The sequence below is a fragment of the Enterobacter sp. DNB-S2 genome, assembly GCF_019443845.1.
In the GTDB taxonomy this organism is placed as follows: domain Bacteria; phylum Pseudomonadota; class Gammaproteobacteria; order Enterobacterales; family Enterobacteriaceae; genus Enterobacter; species Enterobacter asburiae_B.
On sequence record NZ_CP050520.1, the window covers coordinates 455,470 to 479,813 of the forward strand.

20 protein-coding genes, 2 tRNA genes and 1 rRNA gene are annotated in these 24,344 nt (G+C 56.0%); 4 read left to right on the forward strand and 19 right to left on the reverse strand.

The window, feature by feature from the left end; all coding sequences use genetic code 11:
- Window positions 1-174: 174 nt before the first annotated feature.
- From HB664_RS02270 to pepQ, 7 genes are all read right to left on the reverse strand, one after another.
- Window positions 175-250 (reverse strand) — tRNA-Ala (locus tag HB664_RS02270).
- Window positions 251-292: 42 nt separating this feature from the next.
- Window positions 293-369, reverse strand: a tRNA-Ile gene (locus HB664_RS02275).
- Window positions 370-438: 69 nt separating this feature from the next.
- Window positions 439-1,978: ribosomal RNA gene (locus HB664_RS02280) — 16S ribosomal RNA — on the reverse strand.
- Window positions 1,979-2,332: 354 nt separating this feature from the next.
- The gene (gene hemG, locus HB664_RS02285; RefSeq protein WP_219940311.1) at window positions 2,333-2,878 is read right to left on the reverse strand and encodes a menaquinone-dependent protoporphyrinogen IX dehydrogenase; all 546 of its coding nucleotides are present in this window, start codon (window positions 2,876-2,878) and stop codon (window positions 2,333-2,335) included.
- Between the two features lie 10 nt (window positions 2,879-2,888).
- The gene (trkH, locus tag HB664_RS02290) at window positions 2,889-4,340 is read right to left on the reverse strand and encodes a Trk system potassium transporter TrkH (RefSeq protein ID WP_023309600.1); all 1,452 of its coding nucleotides are present in this window, start codon (window positions 4,338-4,340) and stop codon (window positions 2,889-2,891) included.
- Window positions 4,341-4,381: 41 nt separating this feature from the next.
- The gene (locus tag HB664_RS02295; RefSeq protein ID WP_033146883.1) at window positions 4,382-4,996 is read right to left on the reverse strand and encodes an IMPACT family protein; all 615 of its coding nucleotides are present in this window, start codon (window positions 4,994-4,996) and stop codon (window positions 4,382-4,384) included.
- A complete protein-coding gene (gene pepQ, locus HB664_RS02300; protein WP_219940806.1) occupies window positions 4,996-6,327 on the reverse strand; it encodes a Xaa-Pro dipeptidase in 1,332 nt (443 codons plus the stop codon). The genes HB664_RS02295 and pepQ overlap by 1 nt, the downstream gene beginning before the upstream one ends.
- A 190-nt stretch (window positions 6,328-6,517) precedes the next feature.
- On the opposite strand from pepQ, the gene fadB reads away from it, so the two are divergent.
- Both fadB and fadA read left to right on the forward strand, forming a co-directional pair.
- The gene (fadB, locus tag HB664_RS02305; protein WP_219940312.1) at window positions 6,518-8,707 is read left to right on the forward strand and encodes a fatty acid oxidation complex subunit alpha FadB; all 2,190 of its coding nucleotides are present in this window, start codon (window positions 6,518-6,520) and stop codon (window positions 8,705-8,707) included.
- Window positions 8,708-8,716: 9 nt separating this feature from the next.
- Entirely contained in the window at window positions 8,717-9,880 is a 1,164-nt protein-coding gene (gene fadA, locus HB664_RS02310) for an acetyl-CoA C-acyltransferase FadA (protein WP_008501515.1), read from the forward strand.
- A 182-nt stretch (window positions 9,881-10,062) separates the two neighbouring features.
- Here the strand turns inward: fadA and fre are convergent, their stop codons facing one another.
- Entirely contained in the window at window positions 10,063-10,764 is a 702-nt protein-coding gene (fre, locus tag HB664_RS02315) for an NAD(P)H-flavin reductase (protein WP_008501516.1), read from the reverse strand.
- Window positions 10,765-10,806: 42 nt separating this feature from the next.
- Window positions 10,807-12,297 (reverse strand): 4-hydroxy-3-polyprenylbenzoate decarboxylase, encoded by a 1,491-nt coding sequence (gene ubiD / locus HB664_RS02320; RefSeq protein ID WP_161496003.1) that lies wholly within the window; start codon window positions 12,295-12,297, stop codon window positions 10,807-10,809.
- Between the two features lie 173 nt (window positions 12,298-12,470).
- Between ubiD and rfaH the strand changes: the two genes are divergently transcribed.
- Window positions 12,471-12,962 (forward strand): transcription/translation regulatory transformer protein RfaH, encoded by a 492-nt coding sequence (gene rfaH / locus HB664_RS02325; protein ID WP_033146887.1) that lies wholly within the window; start codon window positions 12,471-12,473, stop codon window positions 12,960-12,962.
- Here rfaH and tatD read toward each other — a convergent pair.
- From tatD to udp, 9 genes are all read right to left on the reverse strand, one after another.
- Window positions 12,959-13,741 (reverse strand): 3'-5' ssDNA/RNA exonuclease TatD, encoded by a 783-nt coding sequence (tatD, locus tag HB664_RS02330; RefSeq protein WP_033146888.1) that lies wholly within the window; start codon window positions 13,739-13,741, stop codon window positions 12,959-12,961. The two genes, rfaH and tatD, sit on opposite strands and share 4 nt — an antisense overlap.
- A 41-nt stretch (window positions 13,742-13,782) precedes the next feature.
- Window positions 13,783-14,553 (reverse strand): Sec-independent protein translocase subunit TatC, encoded by a 771-nt coding sequence (gene tatC, locus HB664_RS02335; protein WP_023309607.1) that lies wholly within the window; start codon window positions 14,551-14,553, stop codon window positions 13,783-13,785.
- A gap of 2 nt (window positions 14,554-14,555) precedes the next feature.
- A complete protein-coding gene (tatB, locus tag HB664_RS02340; protein ID WP_219940313.1) occupies window positions 14,556-15,098 on the reverse strand; it encodes a Sec-independent protein translocase protein TatB in 543 nt (180 codons plus the stop codon).
- 3 nt (window positions 15,099-15,101) lie between these two features.
- Window positions 15,102-15,356: a Sec-independent protein translocase subunit TatA gene (gene tatA, locus HB664_RS02345; RefSeq protein ID WP_024908000.1), complete on the reverse strand. Its 255-nt coding sequence runs from the start codon at window positions 15,354-15,356 to the stop codon at window positions 15,102-15,104.
- A 76-nt stretch (window positions 15,357-15,432) separates the two neighbouring features.
- A complete protein-coding gene (ubiB, locus tag HB664_RS02350; RefSeq protein WP_219940314.1) occupies window positions 15,433-17,073 on the reverse strand; it encodes a ubiquinone biosynthesis regulatory protein kinase UbiB in 1,641 nt (546 codons plus the stop codon).
- Window positions 17,070-17,675, reverse strand: coding sequence for a ubiquinone biosynthesis protein UbiJ (gene ubiJ / locus HB664_RS02355; RefSeq protein WP_064673080.1), 606 nt, complete (start codon window positions 17,673-17,675; stop codon window positions 17,070-17,072). Before ubiJ ends, ubiB begins: the two co-directional genes overlap by 4 nt.
- A 13-nt stretch (window positions 17,676-17,688) precedes the next feature.
- Entirely contained in the window at window positions 17,689-18,444 is a 756-nt protein-coding gene (gene ubiE, locus HB664_RS02360) for a bifunctional demethylmenaquinone methyltransferase/2-methoxy-6-polyprenyl-1,4-benzoquinol methylase UbiE (RefSeq protein ID WP_023309612.1), read from the reverse strand.
- 66 nt (window positions 18,445-18,510) lie between these two features.
- The gene (rmuC, locus tag HB664_RS02365) at window positions 18,511-19,968 is read right to left on the reverse strand and encodes a DNA recombination protein RmuC (RefSeq protein ID WP_219940315.1); all 1,458 of its coding nucleotides are present in this window, start codon (window positions 19,966-19,968) and stop codon (window positions 18,511-18,513) included.
- A gap of 139 nt (window positions 19,969-20,107) precedes the next feature.
- Entirely contained in the window at window positions 20,108-20,869 is a 762-nt protein-coding gene (udp, locus tag HB664_RS02370) for a uridine phosphorylase (RefSeq protein ID WP_003860792.1), read from the reverse strand.
- A gap of 255 nt (window positions 20,870-21,124) precedes the next feature.
- On the opposite strand from udp, the gene HB664_RS02375 reads away from it, so the two are divergent.
- Window positions 21,125-21,931, forward strand: coding sequence for a dienelactone hydrolase family protein (locus tag HB664_RS02375; RefSeq protein WP_023333795.1), 807 nt, complete (start codon window positions 21,125-21,127; stop codon window positions 21,929-21,931).
- Window positions 21,932-21,977: 46 nt separating this feature from the next.
- Here HB664_RS02375 and metE read toward each other — a convergent pair whose 3' ends face one another.
- Window positions 21,978-24,239 carry a 5-methyltetrahydropteroyltriglutamate--homocysteine S-methyltransferase gene (gene metE, locus HB664_RS02380; RefSeq protein ID WP_219940316.1) on the reverse strand — a complete coding sequence of 754 codons (2,262 nt, stop codon included), beginning with the start codon at window positions 24,237-24,239 and terminating at the stop codon, window positions 21,978-21,980.
- Between the last annotated feature and the right edge of the window lie 105 nt (window positions 24,240-24,344).

A 24,344-nucleotide genomic window follows, 5' to 3' on the forward strand; every position in this document is an offset into this window, starting at 1 on the left:
CCCGAAGATGTTTCTTTCGATTCACCATCGACTTGCGAAAATTTGAGAGACTCGAACACACCATTAAGATGTGTCGTTTCAATTTTCAGCTTGATCCAGATTTTTAAAGAGCAAAACTTCGCAGTGCACCTTTTCAGGTTCACTCTGAAGTTTTCTTGTGTTCGCAGTAAAAGATGGTGGAGCTATGCGGGATCGAACCGCAGACCTCCTGCGTGCAAAGCAGGCGCTCTCCCAGCTGAGCTATAGCCCCATCGTTTGCAATCTCTGTACCGCTCATCCTTTAAAAGGAGTTTGGTAGGCCTGAGTGGACTTGAACCACCGACCTCACCCTTATCAGGGGTGCGCTCTAACCACCTGAGCTACAAGCCTGCAGAGATTTTTACTGCTGTTTTTCATCAGACAATCTGTGTGAGCACTACAAAGGCAGGTTCTTTAAGGTAAGGAGGTGATCCAACCGCAGGTTCCCCTACGGTTACCTTGTTACGACTTCACCCCAGTCATGAATCACAAAGTGGTAAGCGCCCTCCCGAAGGTTAAGCTACCTACTTCTTTTGCAACCCACTCCCATGGTGTGACGGGCGGTGTGTACAAGGCCCGGGAACGTATTCACCGTAGCATTCTGATCTACGATTACTAGCGATTCCGACTTCATGGAGTCGAGTTGCAGACTCCAATCCGGACTACGACGCACTTTATGAGGTCCGCTTGCTCTCGCGAGGTCGCTTCTCTTTGTATGCGCCATTGTAGCACGTGTGTAGCCCTACTCGTAAGGGCCATGATGACTTGACGTCATCCCCACCTTCCTCCAGTTTATCACTGGCAGTCTCCTTTGAGTTCCCGGCCTAACCGCTGGCAACAAAGGATAAGGGTTGCGCTCGTTGCGGGACTTAACCCAACATTTCACAACACGAGCTGACGACAGCCATGCAGCACCTGTCTCAGAGTTCCCGAAGGCACCAAAGCATCTCTGCTAAGTTCTCTGGATGTCAAGAGTAGGTAAGGTTCTTCGCGTTGCATCGAATTAAACCACATGCTCCACCGCTTGTGCGGGCCCCCGTCAATTCATTTGAGTTTTAACCTTGCGGCCGTACTCCCCAGGCGGTCGACTTAACGCGTTAGCTCCGGAAGCCACGCCTCAAGGGCACAACCTCCAAGTCGACATCGTTTACGGCGTGGACTACCAGGGTATCTAATCCTGTTTGCTCCCCACGCTTTCGCACCTGAGCGTCAGTCTTTGTCCAGGGGCCGCCTTCGCCACCGGTATTCCTCCAGATCTCTACGCATTTCACCGCTACACCTGGAATTCTACCCCCCTCTACAAGACTCTAGCCTGCCAGTTTCGAATGCAGTTCCCAGGTTGAGCCCGGGGATTTCACATCCGACTTGACAGACCGCCTGCGTGCGCTTTACGCCCAGTAATTCCGATTAACGCTTGCACCCTCCGTATTACCGCGGCTGCTGGCACGGAGTTAGCCGGTGCTTCTTCTGCGGGTAACGTCAATCGACAAGGTTATTAACCTTATCGCCTTCCTCCCCGCTGAAAGTACTTTACAACCCGAAGGCCTTCTTCATACACGCGGCATGGCTGCATCAGGCTTGCGCCCATTGTGCAATATTCCCCACTGCTGCCTCCCGTAGGAGTCTGGACCGTGTCTCAGTTCCAGTGTGGCTGGTCATCCTCTCAGACCAGCTAGGGATCGTCGCCTAGGTGAGCCGTTACCCCACCTACTAGCTAATCCCATCTGGGCACATCTGATGGCAAGAGGCCCGAAGGTCCCCCTCTTTGGTCTTGCGACGTTATGCGGTATTAGCTACCGTTTCCAGTAGTTATCCCCTCCATCAGGCAGTTTCCCAGACATTACTCACCCGTCCGCCGCTCGCCGGCAAAGTAGCAAGCTACTTTCCGCTGCCGCTCGACTTGCATGTGTTAGGCCTGCCGCCAGCGTTCAATCTGAGCCATGATCAAACTCTTCAATTTAAGTTTGATGCTCGTGAATTAAACTTCGTAATGAATTACGTATGTTCACTCAGAGACTTGGTATTCATTTTTCGTCTTGCGACGTTAAGAATCCATGTCACTTTGAGTGCCCACACAGATTGTCTGATAAATTGTTAAAGAGCAGTGCCGCTTCGCTTTTCGCAGCGGCGCGGGGTGTGCATATTACGCTTTCCCGCTTCAGAGTCAAGTGATTAATTTCGCTTTTCTCTGCTGACCCGGCGGCGTGTGTGCCGTTGTTCCGTGTCAGTGGAGGCGCATTATAGGGAGTTATTCCGACGTGACAAGCATAAAATACAAAAAACTTTTCGTTCGCTCACTTTTCAAACTTAACGCTTATTTATGTCGCGAATCGCCCGTTAAATGTGCGATTTCCCGCGCAAAACTGGCCACCTGCGACCAGTCGGTATAAACCACTTCTTTACGCGTATCGGTTTCCCCCCCCCTCATCTTCATAATCAGGCGGATCATAAAGCGGTCATACCAGCGGTAGCGAGGGTAGCGCAGCGCGCCGGCAAAGACGGCGCACAGGTCAGGCTGCCACGGCGAGCTGAGTAAAAACTTGCGTGTATAGCTGTTGGTCTGCGGCGTACGCTTCTCGGCTTTACGTGCGACCAGGTTGACCGAGTAAAACGCACCAGGCAATTTGTTGAGCACCGCCGTGTGCTTTTTCACAAAGCGATCCAGCGCCGGATGGAAATGCCCGTAACGAATTGACGCGCCAATTACCACGCGATCGTACTCCTGCCAGGCAATCTGCTCCGCACGGTTCAGGTTCACCACATCAGAGTAAATACCCAGCTCTTTTAATTCCGATGCCAGATACGCGGCAATCTCGCGCGTTTGCCCGTCTCGCGTAGAGAAAAGAATCAATGTTTTCATCAACGGCTCCTTACTCGCGCCAGAATGTAGGGGTGAACAGCACCAGCAGCGTAAAGACCTCAAGACGACCAAACAGCATATTGGCGATGAGGATCCATTTCGCGACCGGGTTCATGCTGGCAAAGTTATCTGCCACAACGCCCAGGCCGGGCCCGAGGTTATTCAATGTTGCTACGACGGACGCAAAGGCGGAGAAATCATCCACCCCCGTCGCGATAATCGCCAGCATACTGACGATAAAGACCAGCGCATACGCCGAGAAGAATCCCCACACCGCTTCGAGGATACGTTCCGGCAGCGCGCGGTTCCCGAGTTTGATGCTGTAAACCGCGTTCGGGTGGACCAGGCGCTTCAGCTCACGGTTCCCCTGCTTAAACAGCAGCAGAATACGAATTACCTTCAGGCCGCCGCCCGTAGAACCCGCACAGCCCCCGATAAATGCCGAGCATAACAGCAGCACCGGCAGGAACAGAGGCCAGCGCGCGATGCTGTCCGTGGTAAACCCGGCGGTCGTCGCCATTGATACCACCTGGAAGAACGCCTGATTTAGCGTGGTCAGCGCGGAGTTGTAGACATCATGGAACCACAGCACCAGGGTACAGATGATCACCAGCGTAAGCTGGACGCCAATGAACATGCGGAACTCAGGGTCACGCCAGTACACTTTCAGGCTGCGCCCGCTCAGCAAAGAGAAGTGCAGACCGTAGTTACAGCCTGAAATCAGCAGGAAAATGGCAATAATAGTGTTAATCGTAGGGCTGTCGAAGTAGCCGACGCTGGCGTCGTGAGTGGAGAACCCACCGATCGCGATCGTCGCAAAGCTATGTCCGATGGCGTCGAAAGCGGGCATCCCGGCGAACCATAGCGCCAGCGCACAGGCCACCGTCAGTAAGACATAGATAAGCCAGAGGGTTTTCGCCGTCTCGGCAATACGCGGGCGCATTTTGTTATCTTTCAGCGGCCCGGGCATTTCGGCGCGATAAAGCTGCATGCCGCCAACGCCCAGAATAGGAAGAATAGCCACTGCCAGGACGATGATCCCCATCCCCCCGAACCACTGCAGCATCTGACGATAAAAGAGAATGGCGTGCGGGAGGGAATCCAGCCCCACCAGCGTCGTCGCCCCGGTGGTCGTTAAACCGGAGAAGGATTCAAAAAAGGCATCCGTGATGCTCAGGTTAGGCTGTTCAGAGAAGATAAAGGGCAGCGAACCGACGCTCCCCAGCACCGTCCAGAACAGGACCACAATCAGAAATCCTTCGCGAGATTTCAGCTCACCTTTCTGACGACGGTTTGGCCACCACAGCAGCGAGCCGATCGCCAGCGCGACAAAGAAGGTCTGGGTAAATGCCCGCCCCGCGCCGTCCCGGTAGATAAGCGCCACCAGTCCTGGGAGAATCATCGTCCCGGAAAAAAGTATGACCAGCAGTCCAACGATTCGGGTTATGGCACGAAAATGCATCTCTGCCGCTTCCTTTGGTATTCAAAAAAGTGAGGTGGGGATTATTCTTCAATCGGCAGCAATTGCAACGAACCACGACTAAAATCAGCCAATTTTGCTGAAAAAGCAGCCAGCTCCGCCTGCGGAAGCGCCACGCGTAATTGCACCATTGCCTGATATTCACTGTGCGCGATGACGCCGTTAAACTGTTTGAGCAGCGTTTCAATGCCCGATAGCTGAGCGTAATCGCACAACAAAGTATATTCGGTGAGCGGCGTTTTGCGGGTAGTTGTAAGCATATTCAGTGCCTGCTGAACTCCGCCGCCATAGGCTTTTACCAGCCCACCCGTACCTAACAGGATGCCGCCGTAGTAGCGCACTACCACGGCGGTAATTTCACCCACGCCGCTGCCCATCAGCTGCGAAAGCATGGGTTTACCGGCCGTGCCCGCCGGTTCACCGTCGTCGGAAAACCCCAGCTGTTGCGAATCATCAGGCGGCCCTGCCACCCACGCCACGCAGTGGTGACGCGCGTCAGGATGCTCAGCCCGAACGGACTCGACAAACGCCTTTGCCGCCTCTACGCCGTCGGTATGCGCCAGCAGCGTAATAAAGCGGCTTTTCTTGATTTCCTCAACAAAGGTGACCGGTTCAGCCGGTATCAGCCAGCTTTCCATCAGGCCAGCTTCAGGTCTCGCGTCATATTCTCGATACCGTTTTCGTGAACCACCACGTTATCTTCGATGCGAATACCGCCAAACGGCTTCAACGCGTCAATTTTTTCCCAGTTGAAGTGTTTGCTGAACTGACCTTCACGCCACGGCGCCAGCAGGGATTCGATAAAGTAGATCCCCGGTTCAATCGTCAGCACCATACGCGGCTCCAGAATACGGGTGCAGCGCAGGTAAGGATATTTAGACGGTGCCGCCAGGTGCGTCCCGGTGTCATCCTGCATAAAGCCCGCAACGTCGTGAACCTGCAGGCCTAGCGGGTGGCCGATACCGTGCGGCATGAATGGCCCGGTCAGATCGTTCTCGACCATCGCCTCTTCGCTCATGTCTTTCACAATCTGATGTTTACGCAGCAGTTTTGCGATGCGCTGATGGAACTGGATGTGGTAATCCACATAGCTGGTTCCCGCCTTCATGGTGCCAATCAGCGCCAGCTGTTCATCGTTTACGTCTTTAATCAGCTGCGCGAAATCGGTATCCGCATTCGCCGCCCAGGTACGGGTCAGGTCGGCCGCGTAACCGTTGTACTCGGCGCCTGCGTCAAGCAGGAAGCTGCGCATCTCCGACGGAACGTGGTGATCCAGTTTGGTGTAGTGAAGCACGGACGCGTGCTCATTCAGCGCGACGATATTGCTGTACGGCACGTCGGTATCACGGTGGCCTGTCGCGGTCAGATAGGCCTGATTGATGTCGAACTCGCTCATCCCCGACTGGAACGCTTCGTGCGCGGCACGGTGGCCATTCACCGCCGTTTTTTGCGCTTCACGCATGCAGTAAAGTTCGTAGTCGGTTTTATACGCGCGGTAATAGTGCAGGTAATCCAGCACGCCTTTCGAATTGAGTTTATCAGCCGGAATATCCAGACCCAGCGCGCGCTCCGGAACAGGGCCAATATAGGCGATGTTGCCCCGCGCGGCAGGCAGCTGGCTGCCAATGCCGTCCGCTTTCGGCAGTGCAATCACATCAATCTCTTCCGTCCAGAAAGAGGTCGGCAGCGGTTCTACGTTGTGCCAGTAATCGACCGGCAGGTAGAACCACAGTTTCGGCTTGTTCACGCCATCCACCAGCAGCCAGCAATTTGGAACCTGAGTCACCGGCACCCAGGCTTTAAACTGCGGGTTTACCTTAAACGGATAAGCGTGGTCATCCAGAAAGGTATTCATCAGCTCGCCGGAGTGGATCAGCAGCGCATCCAGCTTAAAGCGGGCCAGTACATCGCGGGTACGTTCCTGTAGGGTAACGATATGATTTTTATAAAGCGAAGCCAGTGAGTCCATCATTCTTCCTTTCGTTTTTTTGACCTCAAGTCATCGCATCTTAGCACACCTCACTCCGGCTGCGTGATTTCCACCGACCGTGATCAATGCAGCATTTTCTTAATGAGTAATTTGCATTTTATTAACATAAATCCCACACTCCGATTCATCTGGTATGACCAGATCCAATTGCTGGATTCAGGAGACTGACATGCTCTACAAAGGCGACACCCTGTACCTCAACTGGCTGGAAGATGGCATTGCCGAACTGGTGTTCGATGCTCCCGGCTCAGTGAACAAGCTTGATACCGCGACGGTGGCCAGTCTTGGCCAGGCGCTGGATGTTCTTGAAAAACAACCTGAATTAAAAGGGCTGCTGCTGCGTTCGAACAAAGCGGCCTTTATTGTCGGTGCCGATATCACCGAGTTTCTTTCGCTGTTCCTGGTCCCGGAAGAACAGCTGAGCCAGTGGCTGCACTTTGCCAACAGCGTCTTTAATCGTCTGGAAGATCTGCCTGTCCCGACCATTTCCGCCGTTAACGGCTATGCGCTGGGCGGCGGCTGCGAGTGCGTACTGGCGACCGACTACCGTCTGGCGACGCCGGACCTGCGCATCGGCCTGCCGGAAACCAGGCTGGGCATCATGCCGGGCTTTGGCGGCTCCGTGCGTATGCCGCGCATGCTGGGTGCCGACAGCGCGCTGGAGATCATTGCCGCAGGTAAAGATGTCGGCGCAGAACAGGCGCAGAAAATCGGCCTGGTCGACGGCGTCGTGAAGCCAGAGAAACTGGTTGAAGGCGCACTCGCCATTCTGCGTCAGGCCATTAACGGCGATCTCGACTGGAAAGCCAAACGCCAGCCGAAGCTGGAGCCGTTAAAACTCAGCAAGATTGAAGCCACCATGAGCTTTACCATCGCCAAAGGCATGGTGATGCAGACGGCGGGTAAACACTATCCTGCGCCGATCACGGCGGTGAAAACCATTGAAGCCGCGGCCCGTCTCGGTCGCGACGAGGCGCTGAAGCTCGAAAATCAGAGCTTTGTCCCGCTGGCGCACACCAATGAAGCCCGCGCGCTGGTCGGTATCTTCCTCAACGATCAGTTCGTGAAGGGTAAAGCCAAACAGCTGACTAAAAACGTTGAGACGCCAAAACATGCGGCGGTACTTGGTGCGGGCATTATGGGTGGCGGCATCGCTTACCAGTCGGCCTGGAAAGGCGTGCCGGTAGTGATGAAAGACATCAGCGAGAAATCTCTGACGCTGGGCATGACCGAAGCGGCCAAGCTGCTGAATAAACAGCTAGAACGCGGAAAAATTGACGGGCTGAAGCTTGCAGGCGTGATCTCCACCATTCAGCCTGTGCTGGAATACAGCGGTTTCGACCGTGTGGACGTGGTGGTCGAAGCCGTCGTCGAGAACCCGAAAGTCAAAAAAGCGGTGCTGGCAGAAACGGAAGACAAGGTTCGTCCTGAGACCGTGCTGGCCTCTAACACCTCCACCATTCCAATCAGCGAACTGGCGAGCGTGTTGAAGCGTCCGGAAAACTTCTGCGGGATGCACTTCTTCAACCCGGTACACCGTATGCCGCTGGTCGAAGTGATCCGCGGGGAAAAAACCTCTGACGAAACCATCGCTAAAGTGGTGGCATGGGCCAGCAAGATGGGCAAAACGCCGATCGTTGTTAACGACTGCCCGGGCTTCTTCGTCAACCGCGTGCTGTTCCCTTACTTCGCCGGCTTCAGCCTGCTGCTGCGCGACGGTGCGGACTTCCGCAAAATCGACAAAGTGATGGAGAAACAGTTCGGCTGGCCGATGGGCCCGGCGTATCTGCTGGATGTGGTCGGCATTGATACCGCTCACCACGCTCAGGCGGTGATGGCGGCAGGCTTCCCGCAGCGTATGCAGAAAGATTATCGCGACGCCATTGACGCTCTGTTCGACGCTAACCGCTTCGGCCAGAAAAACGGCCTGGGCTTCTGGCGCTATAAAGAAGACAGCAAAGGCAAACCGAAGAAAGAAGAAGATGCCGTGGTGGACGGCCTGCTGGCCGATGTAAGCCAGCCGAAACGCGACTTCACCGACGATGAGATCATCGCCCGCATGATGATCCCGATGATCAACGAAGTGGTGCGTTGCCTTGAAGAAGGCATCATCGCCAGCCCGGCAGAAGCCGATATGGCGCTGGTGTACGGCCTGGGCTTCCCTCCGTTCCACGGCGGCGCGTTCCGCTGGCTGGACACGCTCGGCAGCGCCCGCTATCTCGATATGGCTCAGCAGTATCAGCACCTCGGCCCGCTTTATGAGGTGCCGGAAGGGCTGCGTAACAAAGCGCGCCATAACGAACCCTACTATCCAGCAGTTGAGCCAGCCCGTCCGGTTGGCGAGCTGAAAACGGCTTAAGGAGTCACAATGGAAAAGGTTGTCATTGTTGATGCGATTCGCACCCCGATGGGCCGTTCAAAAGGCGGTGCATTCCGTAACGTGCGTGCGGAAGACCTCTCCGCGCATCTGATGCGTAGCCTGCTGGCGCGTAACCCGGCGCTGGATCCTGCTGCGCTGGACGATATCTACTGGGGCTGCGTGCAGCAGACCCTGGAGCAAGGTTTCAACATCGCCCGTAACGCGTCGCTGCTGGCGGAGATCCCGCATTCGGTTCCGGCTGTCACCGTGAACCGCCTGTGCGGTTCATCAATGCAGGCGCTGCACGACGCGGCGCGGATGATCATGACCGGTGATGCGCAGGCCTGCCTGGTGGGCGGCGTCGAGCACATGGGTCACGTGCCGATGAGCCACGGGGTCGATTTTCATCCTGGCATGAGCCGTAACGTGGCGAAAGCCGCGGGGATGATGGGTCTGACCGCCGAGATGCTCTCTCGTCTGCACGGCATTAGCCGTGAAATGCAGGATGCCTTTGCCGCGCGCTCTCACGCTCGCGCATGGGCGGCGACGCAGTCCGGTGCCTTTAAGAATGAGATCATCCCGACCGGCGGCCACGACGCAGACGGCGTACTGAAGCAGTTCAGCTACGACGAAGTCATCCGCCCGGAAACCACCGTAGAAGCGCTTTCTACCCTGCGCCCTGCGTTTGATCCGGTCACCGGTACGGTAACGGCAGGTACTTCGTCGGCGCTGTCCGACGGTGCCGCCGCGATGCTGGTGATGAGCGAAAGTCGCGCCCGCGAGCTGGGCTTAACGCCTCGCGCACGGGTACGTTCGATGGCGGTCGTGGGCTGCGATCCTTCAATCATGGGTTACGGCCCGGTTCCGGCCTCGAAGCTGGCGCTGAAAAAAGCGGGATTAACCGCCAGCGACATCGACCTGTTTGAAATGAACGAAGCGTTCGCCGCGCAGATCCTGCCGTGCATTAAAGATCTGGGGCTGATGGAGCAGATCGACGAGAAGATTAACCTCAACGGCGGCGCGATCGCCCTCGGCCACCCGCTGGGCTGCTCCGGGGCGCGTATCAGCACGACGCTTATCAACCTGATGGAACGCAAAGATGCCCAGTTTGGTCTGGCAACGATGTGTATCGGGCTGGGTCAGGGTATCGCGACGGTGTTTGAGAGAGTGTAAATCAGGAAAAGTATCTCAAAGCCAATGGCGTCAGAACAAGGCGGCAAGCGAGCGAATCCCGATGAGCTTACTCAAGTAAGTGATTCGGGTGAACGAGCGCAGCCAACGCAGTTATGGCGTCATTGGCGAAGAGAGACAGTTTAGTTGCCGTTCTTCCCGCCTGTCAGGGGCGGGTTTTTTATTTAAATGAAGGCAAACGCATCGCCAAACAGGCGGTCTTCACGCGCGTCACGTTCGTTGCAGAACAGGTCGCGGGCAATTTTCGCCATCTCAAAACGGCCAGCGATATAGATATCGTGCCCTGCCAGCGTGCCGTGATCCTGCAGCACCGCCGTCAGCACCGTCCCGCTGCGACCACGCCAGCCCTCTTCCGGCTGCTCAACCACCGGCTCAATGCGCAGGTTAGGATGGGTTACGCTCAGCGCTTCCAGCTCAGACAGGTCGTACAGATGTTTCTCTTCGCGGCCACCCCAGTAAATGGTGATGTCACGGTCCGGGTTACGCGCCAGGGCGGTCAACAGAATAGAGCGCACATAAGAGAAGCCCGTACCGCCAGCGATCAGGATCAGCGGACGGTCTTCGTCATCGCGCAGCCACGCATCGCCGTGCGGAATATCCACCACGATTTCACGTTCCTTCAGGATCCGATCCATCACCGCCATCGCATACAGGTTAAGCTCTGACGCACCAATATGAAGCTCAATAAATTCCTGCTCCGCTGGCGTTGAGGCCATAGAGAAAGGACGCTTATCACGCTCATCCATCACAACCATCAGGTACTGACCCGCGCGGAAAGAGAATGGCGCTTCTGGCACTAAACGGACGCGATATACGGTGTCGGTGATGGCATCTACCGAGGTCACTTTACAGCTTAAGGTTGTCATTCGCTCTCTCTGTCGGGAAGTCTATAGGGCTTAACGGTCAGCTCAGGGTTTACCGTTATTCATTATGGCCAGCTCGTCCCAGATCGCGTCAATTCGCGCGGTCACTGCAGGATCTTTTTTGATCGGGCGACCCCATTCACGGTCGGTTTCGCCAGGCCATTTATTTGTGGCATCCAGTCCCATCTTTGAGCCAAGGCCGGAAACCGGCGAGGCAAAATCCAGGTAATCTATCGGCGTATTTTCGACTAACACCGTATCGCGCGCCGGGTCCATTCGCGTGGTAATGGCCCAGATTACGTCATTCCAGTCGCGGGCGTTAACGTCATCATCGCAGACAATAACAAATTTGGTATACATAAACTGGCGCAGGAAAGACCATACGCCCATCATCACGCGTTTAGCGTGACCAGGATACTGCTTCTTCATCGTGACCACCGCCATGCGATACGAGCATCCTTCAGGCGGCAGATAAAAATCAACAATTTCCGGGAACTGCTTTTGCAGGATCGGCACAAACACTTCATTCAGCGCCACGCCCAGCACCGCCGGTTCATCCGGTGGACGTCCGGTATACGTGGAGTGATAAATCGCATCTTCACGCTGCGTAATGTGCGTCACGGTAAACACCGGGAAGTTATCCACTTCGTTGTAATAGCCGGTGTGGTCGCCGTAAGGGCCTTCTGGCGCCATTTCACCCTGCTCGAGGTAACCTTCCAGCACAATTTCCGCACTGGCAGGAACTTCGAGATCGTTAGAGATACACTTCACGACTTCGGTTTTCGTTCCGCGCAGCAGGCCTGCAAATGCATATTCAGAGAGCGTATCCGGCACCGGCGTGACGGCTCCCAGAATGGTGGCCGGATCGGCGCCTAAGGCGACAGACACCGGGAAACGCTCCCCCGGATGCGCAGCGCACCACTCCTGGAAATCCAGCGCGCCGCCGCGATGCGACAGCCAGCGCATGATGAGTTTATTCTTGCCAATCAACTGCTGGCGGTAAATACCGAGGTTTTGCCGCTCTTTGTGCGGGCCGCGCGTAACGGTCAGCCCCCAGGTGATAAGCGGAGCGGCATCTTCAGGCCAGCACTGCATGATGGGGATTTTAGTCAGATCAACCGCATCGCCTTCGAGCACTTTCTGCTGGCACGGCGCACCGCGCAGGCGTTTGGTGGGCATGTTCAGCACCTGCTTAAACTGCGGCAGCTTGTCGAACAGATCGCGGAAGCCTTTCGGTGGCTCCGGCTCTTTCAGAAACGCCAGCAGTTTACCGACTTCACGCAGCGCAGAGACGTCTTCCTGCCCCATTCCCAGTGCAACACGACGCGGTGTACCAAACAGGTTGCACAGCACCGGCATGGAGTAACCTTTCGGATTTTCAAACAGTAATGCGGGGCCACCGGCACGCAGGGTGCGGTCAGCAATTTCTGTCATCTCCAGATAAGGATCGACAGGAAGTGTAATACGTTTGAGTTCACCCTGCTTTTCCAGCAGCGTCAGGAAGTCGCGGAGATCGTGGTATTTCATGCAGTTAATCATGGCCTCTCTGTAAGCGCTTCATTATACGGCGTAAGCCTGCTTGATGCTGTAATTTTGTTAAATAAGCGTGAACTTATGCGTTCTGTTCCATTTTCCCCCATTATAATCAACTTAGCGATCCCGCCAGGGTTTTGATATGCTTGCGCCCCGAACTAAGGGAAAGAGTGATTATGCAGGCCTGGTATTTACTGTATTGCAAACGCGGGCAACTTCAGCGCGCGCAGGAACATCTTGAACGTCAGTCTGTAAATTGCCTGACACCCGTGATCACGCTTGAAAAAATGCAGCGCGGGAAGCGCACAACCGTCAGTGAGCCGTTGTTCCCGAACTACCTGTTTGTGGAGTTCGACCCGGAAGTCATCCACACCACCACCATCAGCGCAACGCGCGGCGTCAGCCACTTCGTTCGTTTTGGTGCCCACCCGGCAACGGTTCCGTCGACGGTCATTCATCAGCTGTCAATTTATCAACAACCTGAAGGGATCACCGACCCCGAAACCCCTTACAGCGGCGATAGCGTCGTGATTACCGAAGGCGCTTTCGAAGGCCTGCAGGCGATTTTTGCCGAGCCGGACGGGGAAGCGCGCTCTATGCTGTTGCTCAATCTGCTGAACAAGCAGGTGCTGCAGAGCGTTAAAAACACCGACTTCCGCAAGCTTTAAACGTTTATCCCGAACAGATTACGCACGTTGTCATCCGTCTGCGCCGAAAGCCAGTGCGGATCCTCTCCGCGCCACTTCGCGACGCTCTCAACAATGTGCCCCAGATACGCGGGCTCATTTCGCCGCGATGCCGGTTTGGGTTTCATGTCGCGCGGTAGCAGATAAGGCGCATCGGTTTCGAGGAGCAGCCGGTCAGCCGGGATTACCGGCAATAGCTCACGAAGTTCAAGCCCGCGACGCTCATCGCACACCCAGCCGGTAATACCCAGATAAAGCCCTCGCGCCAGGCAATCCAGCGCTTCCTGCCGTGAACCGGTGAAACAGTGCAATACCGCGCCGGGCAGTTTCTCCAGCCACGGATCCAGAAGTGCCAGGAAACGCTCATGCGCGTCGCGGCAGTGCATAAATACGGGCATTCCAAGCTCTGCCGCCAGCGCAAGCTGGGCAGTAAACGCCTTTTCCTGCTCTTCAGGCGTGGAAAAGTTACGGTTGAAATCGAGACCGCATTCGCCGATCGCCACAACGTCTGGCGTCTTCGCCAGCCTGTACAGGATGTCGCCACTTTCCGCGGTCCACTGGCTGCTGTCGTGAGGATGCACGCCAGCAGTAGACCAACAGCGATCGTAGCGTTGCGCCAGCTGCTGCGCCTGCTCGCTCTCATGCAGGTTGGTGCCCGTCAGCAGCAGTCCTTTCACCCCGGCGGCAAAAGCACGCGCAACCACCTCATCACGATCTTTCGCAAACTGCGAGCTGGTCAGGTTGAGTCCGATATCAAACATGCAAATCCCCATATAACAACCGCCCTGACGGGCGGCTGGTTTTACTCTTCAGTGGTCTTGTCGGACGTATCGTCTTCGTCATCCGCTCGACGTCCTTTACCCACGTAGAAACGCGAGAAGAAAACGCCGACCTCAAACAGACAGTACATCGGTATGGCCAGCAGCGTCTGCGAGAACACATCCGGCGGTGTCAGCAGCATGCCAACAACAAATGCGCCCACAAGGATATACGGACGCTTCTTACGCAGGTCATCCGGGGTCGTTACTCCTACCCAGCAGAGCAGCACAATAGCCACCGGCACTTCGAATGCCACGCCAAACGCCATAAACAGCGCCATCACAAAGCTGAGGTAGCTGGCGATATCCGTCGACACCTGGACCCCTTCCGGCGCAGTATGCGTCAGGAAGCCGAAGGCCAGCGGGAAGACAACGAAATAGGCAAACGCCATGCCGATATAGAACAGCAGCGAGCTGGACACCAGCAGCGGGATAACCAGCTTGCGTTCATGCTTATACAGCGCAGGCGCCACAAACGCCCACACCTGGTAAAGAATGACCGGTGCAGAGGCAATCAACGACACCCAGAAGGTCAGCTTGATGGGGGTAAAGAACGGCGAAGCAACGTCTGTTGCAATCATCGTTGCGCCCAGCGGCATCTGCTTGATCAGCGGTGCAGAGACCACCTGATAGATATCGTTGGCAAAATAGACCAGGCACAGGAATATGAGTAAAACCGCAATAATGCAGTTTAACAGGCGCTTACGCAGCTCAATGAGGTGCGTAATCAGCGGTTGAGTATCATCTACTGCCATGTTTACGCTTTATCACTCGACGAGGGGGATGATTCGGAAACGGACGCAGCGGGCTTCACTTCCGCCGCTTTTGCCACCGGCTCTTCCGGCTGCGCCTGTTTTTTCAATTCGGTTTCCTGCGGCGTCTGTTCTGGTGCGGCAACCTGATGTTCAGCACTGGCAGGCGTTACGACCTCGCGCTGCTCCTCGCTGCCCTTAACCACCGGGTTATGGATGGTGTTCGCTTCATCGCTCGCTTTTTCAGGATCGTTAACGCTATAGGAGCGCTTCATCGATTCCGCCGCTTCGCGCAGCTCATCCATTGACGCTTTCAGTTCCGGCGTCAGGTTATCCATGCTCGCCTTCTCGACCTTTTTCAGGCTTTCCTGAAATTCCTGCAGCTTAAGCTCCTGCGCCAGTTCATTCTGAACGGTCGATGCCAGAGATCTCAGCGCACGAACCCAGCCCGCAACGGTTTTCACTGCCACCGGCAGACGCTGCGGCCCCAGCACAATCAGGCCAATCACAAAGACCAGCAGGAGCTCACTAAAACCAATGTCGAACACGACTTACACCTGCTCTTTATCGTGGCGTTTAGCGTCTTCCTTTTTGGCTTCTTCTTGCTTGTCGGCGATGGATTTAGCAGTAAAGTCAGCGTCCTGGCTGGTTTTATCCTGCTTGCTCTCATCATCGCTCATCGCTTTCTTGAAGCCTTTGATAGACGCGCCCAGATCGGAACCAATAGAACCGAGCTTTTTGGTGCCAAACAGCAGCACGACGATGACGGCAATGATCAACAATTGCCAGATACTGATACCACCCATACATGTTCCTCAGGGATAGATGATTAAAGAGTCAGGTCGCATTATACGTATGCAACCCGTCGATAGCGACGCACGCTCAGCGCGTTTTTCGCCAGCCTGCTAGCCAGACTACCACTCCGCCAGCCATTAGCCAGGCGGGCATCATCTGCCAGTCCGGACGGTTGATCAGCAGCAGCGTACCGCTCAGCAGCAGCGTTGCGCCAATCCCAAAGAGATAGCGTGACTGTCCCTGGCGAACACGGCTGGACTGAAGTTCGCGGGCGATTTTATCCATGCTGTGCTGAAGGTTCTTGCTCTGACGCAAACCGTCATAAACCAGTTCAGGAATTTCAGGCATTTTTTCTATCCAGAACGGGCCTTTCTCTTTCAGCGAGCGCACCAGCGCCGGAATGCCAACCTGATCCTTAATCCAGGATTCAAGGAAAGGTTTCGCGGTCTTCCACAAGTCTAACTGAGGATAGAGCTGTCGGCCTACACCCTCAACGTAAAGTAATGTTTTCTGAAGTAAAACAAGCTGTGGCTGAACTTCCATATTAAAACGACGAGCCGTGTTGAACAGGTTTAACAGCACGTGCCCAAAGGAAATTTCCGCCAGCGGTTTTTCAAAAATAGGTTCACAAACGGTCCGAATCGCGAACTCGAACTCTTCGACGTTGGTGTCCGGCGGCACCCAGCCGGAATCGACGTGCAGCTCGGCCACCTTACGGTAGTCGCGGTTGAAGAACGCGATGAAGTTCTCAGCTAGATACCGTTTATCTTCCTTGTTCAGCGACCCCACAATCCCGCAGTCGATACCGATATACTTCGGATCCTCAGGATGCTCGTAGCTTACGAAGATATTGCCCGGATGCATGTCCGCATGGAAAAAGCTGTCGCGGAACACCTGGGTAAAGAAGACCTGTACCCCACGTTCGGCCAGGAGCTTCATGTTCGTTCCCTGTTTCTCCAGGGCCACCACATCCGAAACCGGAATACCGTAGATACGCTCCATCACCATCATGTTCTGGCTGCAGTAGTCAGAATAGACTTCAGGTACATAGAGCATCGGGCTGTTTTCAAAGTTGCGACGCAGCTGAATGGCATTCGCCGATTCACGCAGCAGGTTAAGCTCATCAATCAGCGTTTTTTCATATTCCCGCACCACTTCCAGTGGACGAAGGCGACGCCCGTCCGGCAGCAGGCGTGGCACCCAGCGCGCCAGCCGATAAATCAGCTTCATGTCCGCTTTGATGACTGGCAGGATGTCCGGACGAATGACTTTAATAACGACTTCTTTGCCGTTTTCTTTCAGACGCGCGGTGTGCACCTGCGCGATAGAGGCCGATGCCAGTGGCTTAATGTCGAAATCGTCAAACCAGGTCTCGACGGGGACATTCCCCATCGCCTCTTCAATTTGCTTTTTCGCGCGCGCGCCGTCAAACGGTGCGACGCGATCCTGCAGCATCGCGAGCTCATCGGCAATCAGAGGCGGGAAGAGATCGCGGCGGGTCGACAGCATCTGTCCGAATTTAATCCAAACCGGACCGAGCTCCTGCAGCGCCAGGCGCAGACGCTCACCCAGCGGTTGACCTTTATGGCGATTGGGCATCCAGAACAGCATACGCCGCCAGATACGAAGCGGCAGCGTGATACGCATTTTGGGGATAAGCTCGTCGAGCCCGTAGCTCAAAAAGGTGCGAATAATAAAATAGAGGCGCCGAATTTCACCAGGCGTCATTTGCCCTCCAGTTTTTCCAGCCGTTTGGTTAACGCATCAACCGCACGCTCAACAGCAGCGGTCTCTTCCGCAAACCATGCAACTTCCAGTGGCCCGGGCGCCATTCGCCACTCCTCAGTCAGCACTTCCGCCGCATAGCGTTGCTGGCGCTGAAGGCTTTTACGCACAAAGGAGGCGCCACCATGAAGGACTTTCCCGATACCTTCGGCGGCAATGTCGCCGATAAAAGGCGCGAGCAGCTCCGCCGGATCGAACTCCGCCAGATCGGTGAGCGCAACGAAGTTCTGCACGACCTGAATGTCGCCCTCCACTTCCAGCTCACCGCTGCGGATAAGCGCCGTTAACTGCTGGCGATCGCGCAGTTTTGGCAGCACGCTCATGTGCGTGATGACCGAGCAGTCGGCTTCACCTTCCCACGCCCCCAGAACGTCAAGCTGGCGTTCGCAGAATACCAGCACAAGCGGCGTCGATAACTCTTTTAAAACAATGCGTAATACCTTCCCGTTAAGCCGCTGACGTGCAGCTTTCAGCGCCGGGGCGCGATACAGAAAAGCGTTCAGTACATTCTCGACGCCTGCGGAGACTAAGGGTTTAAAGGGCACGGGACACCTCCACTCAGAATTTGTAACCGCGATGCAGCGCGACGACACCGGCCGTCAGGTTGAAATATTCAACGTTCTCAAATTCCGCGTCCTGCATCATGGCTTTTAATGTGTCCTGATCCGGGTGCATACGGATAGACTCCGCCAGATAGCGGTAGCTTTCAGCGTCGTTAGCCACCAGCTCACCAATACGCGGCAGCACGTGGAAGGAATAGGCGTCGTAGGCTTTGCTCAGCGGCTCAATGATCGGTTTAGAGAACTCGAGCACCAGCAGACGTCCACCCGGCTTCAGCACGCGGTACATAGAGCGCAGCGCTTTTTCTTTATCGGTCACGTTACGCAGACCGAAAGAGATCGTGATGCAGTCAAAGGTATTGTCCGGGAATGGCAGCGCTTCGGCGTTTGCCTGCACATACTCCACATTCCCCACCACGCCGATGTTACGCAGCTTTTCGCGTCCCATTTTCAGCATGGAGTCATTAATATCGGCGAGAACTACGCGACCGGTTTCGCCCACCAGACGGGAGAATTTCGCGGTTAAATCGCCCGTACCACCGGCTAAATCCAGCACCGTTTGTCCACGACGTACGCCGCTGCAGTCAATGGTGAAGCGCTTCCACAAGCGATGAATGCCGAACGACATCAGGTCATTCATCACATCGTACTTCGCCGCCACGGAATGAAATACGTGGGCCACCATGTCAGCTTTCTGCGCTTTGGCGACAGTCTGAAAGCCAAAGTGCGTTGTGTCTTGTGAATCGTCAGCCATCTCAGAGCCTGCTTATCAGTAAAATGTTCGTGAAGTGTAACAGATTGGGCGCGTTTGCCCTATGTTTCAACCACCGCGAAAGAAACGCGCTGGAGTCTCGTCTGGTGATAAATCCGCCGCTAACGTGTTGTCTTCACTGTTTGTCTTTTGTTCGTCCGCGCCTTCTCGCAGGCGAAATTCGTCGTCCTGGGCGGTGGCCTGTTCGACCAATTCCGGATTAATCTCGCGTTTAACCTCAACCCCCAGGCTGCGGAATGATTCAGCCTGTGCCAGCAGATTGCCGCGTCCGGAGGTGAGTTTTTTCATCGCCTGGCGGTAGTTATCCTGCGCACGATCCAGGCTCTGACCGACTGAAGACATGTCGTCCACGAAGAGGCGCATTTTGTCGTACAGCTTGCTGGCGCGATCGGCAATCTGCTGCGCGTTGCGGCTCTGGTGCTCATAGCGCCACAGGTTCGCAATGGTGCGTAACGCCACCAGCAGCGTGGTGGGGCTGACCAGCATAATGTTATTTTTGAGCGCTTCGGTGATAAGTTCAGGCTGTCTGTCGAGTGCCAGCAGGAACGCGGGTTCTACCGGGATGAACATCAGGACATAGTCCAGCGAGCGCAGACCCGGCAGCTGCTGGTAGTCTTTTCTGCCAAGCAGGCGAATATGATTACGCACGGAGGCAATGTGCTCCTGCAGCGCAGACTCGCGGGTGTAGTCATCGTCCGCATTAAAGTAGCGTTCATACGCCACCAGCGTCATTTTGGCGTCAATCACCACATCTTTACCCTGCGGCAGCCGCACGATGACATCCGGCTGCATACGCGAGCGGGCATCGTTTTCGATACTCACCTGCGTTTCGTACTCGTATCCTTCGCGCAGACCAGAGGCCTCAAGCACGCGGGTCAGCACCACTTCTCCCCAGTTGCCCTGGGTTTTGTTATCCCCTTTCAGCGCGCGGGTCAGGTTGACCGCTTCCTGCGCCATTTGCGCATTCAGCTGCTGAAGATTGCGAATCTCATGCGCCAGCGTGTGCCGCTCGCGGGCTTCCTGACCAAAGCTGTCCTGCACCTGACGGCGAAAACCGTCCAGCTGTTCGCGCAGCGGCGTCAGCAGGCTGTTCAGGCTCTGGCGGTTCTGTTCGTCAACGCGGCGGTTGCTGTGCTCAAAAATTCGGTTGGCGAGGTTCTCAAACTGTTCGCTGAGGCGCTGCTCGCTGTTGATCATCTGGCGGATTTTGTCTTCCGCATGCAGCTGGGTGGATTCAAGGCGGGTAGTGACTTCGCGGAGATCGGCCTCCAGCGAGGTGTTAATGTCTCGCAGGTTACGCAGCTCGTTGTTGAGCAGTTCGCACTCGTCGCGCCAGTGTTCGCTCAAAGCAAGCTGCTGTTTTGTCGCGCTTAAATCGGCGACCATCTCTTCTCGCTCGGCCAGCTGGTCGGCCTTCTGCTGTGCATGCTGGTAGCTGGAAATTAGCCAGCCAACCCCTAAGCCCACCAGCGCAATCACCGCGTAAATCAGGATTGAGATATCCACAATGCCCCCTGCATCAACGTATTACCCGCACAAAATAGAATTGTGCTGTATAAACGTCCAGTTTGAAAGGGTTTTCCTGCGAGGCGCTACGCAAAAAATAAAGGCCGAACGCGTCGGCCTTTGATTTCAGAAGAGAGGATTAGATCAGGCGACGCGCTGCTTCCACCACGATTTTCACTGCATGACTTTCGGTCTGCTTCATGGTTTCGGCGTTCGGGATCTCCTGCTGGGTGCGGTTGACGATCACGCCCGCCACCATACCGGCACGCAGACCCTGGCTTGCGCACATGGTCAGCAGCGTTGCGGATTCCATTTCGTAGTTCATCACGCCCATGGACTGCCACTCTTCCATTGAGCCTTTGAAACGGCTAACCACGCGGCCTGAGAAGGTGTCGTAACGCTCCTGGCCCGGGTAGAAGGTGTCGGAAGAGGCGGTGACGCCCACGTGGGTGGTTGCGCCCACGGATTTCGCGGCTTCAACCAGCGCGGTGGTGCATTCGAAATCAGCCACTGCCGGGAATTCCATCGGTGCAAAGTGCAGGCTTGCGCCGTCCAGACGAACGGACGCGGTCGTGACCAGCACGTCGCCGACGTTGATGTGCGGCTGGATAGCGCCGGTGGTGCCGATACGCAGGAAAGTACGGATGCCCAGCTGTGCCAGCTCTTCAACAGCAATAGACGTAGACGGACCACCGATACCGGTAGAGCACACGATCACCGCTTTGCCATCCAGCTCTGCGCGCCAGGTGGTGAACTCACGATGGGCAGCCAGCTTGACCGGCTTATCCATCAGCGCGGCGATCTTTTCCACACGCTCAGGATCGCCAGGGACGATAGCGAGCGTAGCCCCTTGTAAATCGTTTTTGGTGAGGCCGAGATGAAAAACATCAGACTTAGACATAGGTGACTCCTCTGTGGGTCGGTTAGTCAGAAGAAGTAAAACGGTACTTTACAGAAGCAGTAAGCATATTTTCGTGACACACCTCACCATGAATGAAAATGATTACATTGAATTTCCATAAAAAAGTGATTCACATCACATTAACAAGTTATAACGCCAGGTGCTGCACAAAAGATAGACCGTTTAAGGCACTGTGAGTTGTTAACCTGGTGTCTATATTTACCTTTGCGCTAACTCATTGGTACGGAGAATGCCATGACTGAAAAAACCGGTTTTGCACCTGCTGCGGCCCCACATGCTTCAACCATCGTGTCGACGCCAGAAGCGGCAATTACCGCGGGCGAGACCTCCATTCCCTCGCAGGGGGAGAATATGCCTGCTTATCACGCACGGCCAAAATCGGCAGACGGTCCGCTGCCTATCGTGATTGTGATTCAGGAGATATTTGGTGTTCACGAACACATTCGCGACCTCTGCCGCCGACTGGCGCTGGAAGGGTATCTGGCCGTTGCGCCAGAGCTCTACTTCCGTCAGGGCGATCCGAACGACTACAGCGATATTCCAACATTGCTCAGCAACCTGGTGAGCAAAGTCCCGGACGCGCAGGTGCTGGCCGATCTCGACCACGTCGCCAGCTGGGCGGCGCGCAACGGCGGCGATCCGCATCGTCTTCTGGTCACGGGTTTCTGCTGGGGTGGACGCATTAGCTGGCTGTATGCCGCGCATAACCCGCAGCTCAAAGCCGCTGTCGCCTGGTACGGCAAACTGGTGGGTGAGAAAACGCTGAATTCACCGAAACATCCCGTCGATATCGCCACGGAGCTAAACGCCCCCGTGTTAGGGCTTTACGGCGGTCAGGACACCGGTATTTCTCTGGATTCGGTAGAGACCATGCGCCATGCGCTCCGTGCGGCCAATGCGAAGGCGGAGATCGTGGTGTATCCGGATGCCGGGCACGCGTTTAACGCCGATTATCGTCCGAGCTATCACGCAGAATCAGCCAAAGATGGCTGGCAAAGAATGCTGGCGTGGTTTAGCCAGTACGGCGGTAAGAAAGCGTAATAAAAAAAGCCCGGTGGCGGCTATGCCTTACCGGGCCTACGCATCATCAAGCCTGACGCAAGTTTTGCGCCGCCTTCACCATGTTCGCCAGCGCCGCGCGCGTCTCCGGCCAGCCGCGGGTTTTCAGTCCGCAGTCCGGGTTCACCCACAGGCGCTCTGCCGGAATGCGCTGGGCCGCTTTTTTCAGCAGGGCTTCAATCCACTCCACGCTCGGCACGTTCGGGGAGTGAATGTCGTACACGCCCGGCCCGATTTCATTCGGGTAGTCGAACTCTTCAAACGACTCCAGCAGCTCCATGTCTGAACGCGAGGTCTCGATGGTGATCACGTCGGCATCCAGCGCGGCAATCGAATCCATGATGTCGTTGAATTCGCAGTAACACATGTGGGTGTGGATCTGGGTGTCGTCCTTCGCCACCGCGGCGTTGATGCGGAACGCCTCCACGCCCCACTGCAGGTAGGCATCCCAGTCGCTGCGGCGCAGCGGCAAGCCTTCGCGCAGGGCCGGTTCGTCAATCTGAATAATGCCAATGCCTGCCGCTTCCAGATCCGCCACCTCATCACGCAGCGCCAGGGCGATCTGTTTGGCGATGGTTTCACGAGTCACGTCTTCACGCGGGAACGACCAGCAGAGAATGGTCACCGGACCGGTCAGCATCCCTTTTACCGGCTTATCGGTCAGGGACTGGGCATACTTCGCCCACTCCACGGTAATCGCTTCCGGGCGGCTGACGTCACCGATAACCACCGGCGGCTTCACGCAGCGGGAGCCGTAGCTCTGCACCCAGCCGTTCTGGGTAAAGACAAAGCCGTCCAGGTGCTCGCCGAAGTATTCCACCATGTCGTTACGCTCGGCCTCGCCGTGCACCAGCACGTCCAGCCCCAGGCGTTCCTGCTCGATAATCGCCTGCTTGATGTGTTCCGCGATGCCGGTGCGGTAGTGATTCGCATCCAGATTGCCCTTCTTGAAGTCCAGACGCAGGCCGCGTATCTCCGTAGTTTGCGGGAAAGAGCCAATTGTGGTGGTCGGCCACGCGGGCAGATTAAAGCGGGCGCGCTGCGCTTCGGCGCGCACCTCGTAAGGGCTCTGCCGCTGGCTGTCCTGAGCGGTGATGGCCGCCAGGCGTTTTTCCACCGCCGGGTTGTGCACGCGCGCCGAGTGACGACGCGCCTGGATCGGAGCGCTCCATTCGGTAATCGCCGCCGTGTCGCCGCTGTTCAGCGCGTCGCGCAGCAGCGTCAGCTCTTCACATTTTTGCAGGGCGAAGGCAAACCAGCTTTTCACCTCGGCATCCAGACGCGTTTCCACGCTCAGATCGATCGGGCTGTGCAGCAGCGAACAGGACGAGGCCACCCACAGCTCACGTTTGCCGACGATGTCTTTGATTTGCGCGTATTTCTCGGTGAGATCGGCGCGCCAGACGTTACGGCCGTTGATCAGACCAGCGGAGAGCAGCCAGTCCGCTGGCAAACGCTTGTGCAGCTCCGCCACATCATCTTTACCGTGTACAAGGTCAACGTGCAGGCCCTGGACCGGCAGCGCGGTAATGGTCTTCAGGTTCGGCGTCACGCCTTCAAAATAGGTCGTCAGCAGGAGTTTTACCTGACCGGTGAGCGCGTCATACGCCGGTTTGAAGGCATCGAGCCAATCCTGCGGCAGCTCAAGCACCAGCGCCGGTTCGTCGATTTGCACCCACTGAATGCCGCGTTTGCCCAGCTCACTCAGCACCTGTTTGTAGACCGGCAGAATATCCTTCAGCAGGCTGAGTCGGTCAAACGGATCGCCCTTTACTTTGCCCAGCCACAGGTACGTTACCGGCCCGAGCAGCACCGGCTTCACCTGGTGGCCCAGCGCCAGCGCTTCGTCCACCTCGTCCAGAAGCTGCGTCCAGGTCAGCCTGAACTGCTGGCCTTTGACGAATTCCGGCACCATATAGTGATAGTTGGTGTTAAACCACTTGGTCATTTCCGCCGCTGCCGCTGGCTCACCCGTTGGCGCGCGGCCACGGCCGATGCGGAACAGGGTATCGATATCTACCGATCCATCTTTGTTCTGATGACGAGCCGGCACGTTGCCAAGCATCAGGCTGGTCGTCAGAACATGGTCGTACCAGGCGAAATCGCCCACCGGCAGCAGGTCAATGCCCGCCTGTTTTTGCTGATCCCAGTGGCGGGCGCGCAGCTCGCGTCCTACCGCCAGCAGTTCTTCACGGGTGGCATTACCCGCCCAGTAGCTTTCTTGCGCTTTTTTCAGCTCGCGACGCAGGCCGACGCGAGGGAAACCGAGAGTGTGATTGCGGATTGTCATGGTGTGCCCCTTGTGAAATTCGTTATTTAGACGTCCAGATGTTTACACTTCTATAATTGGCAGGTACTGTATATTCCTCAAGCGCAATATGTTCATGGCGAAGTG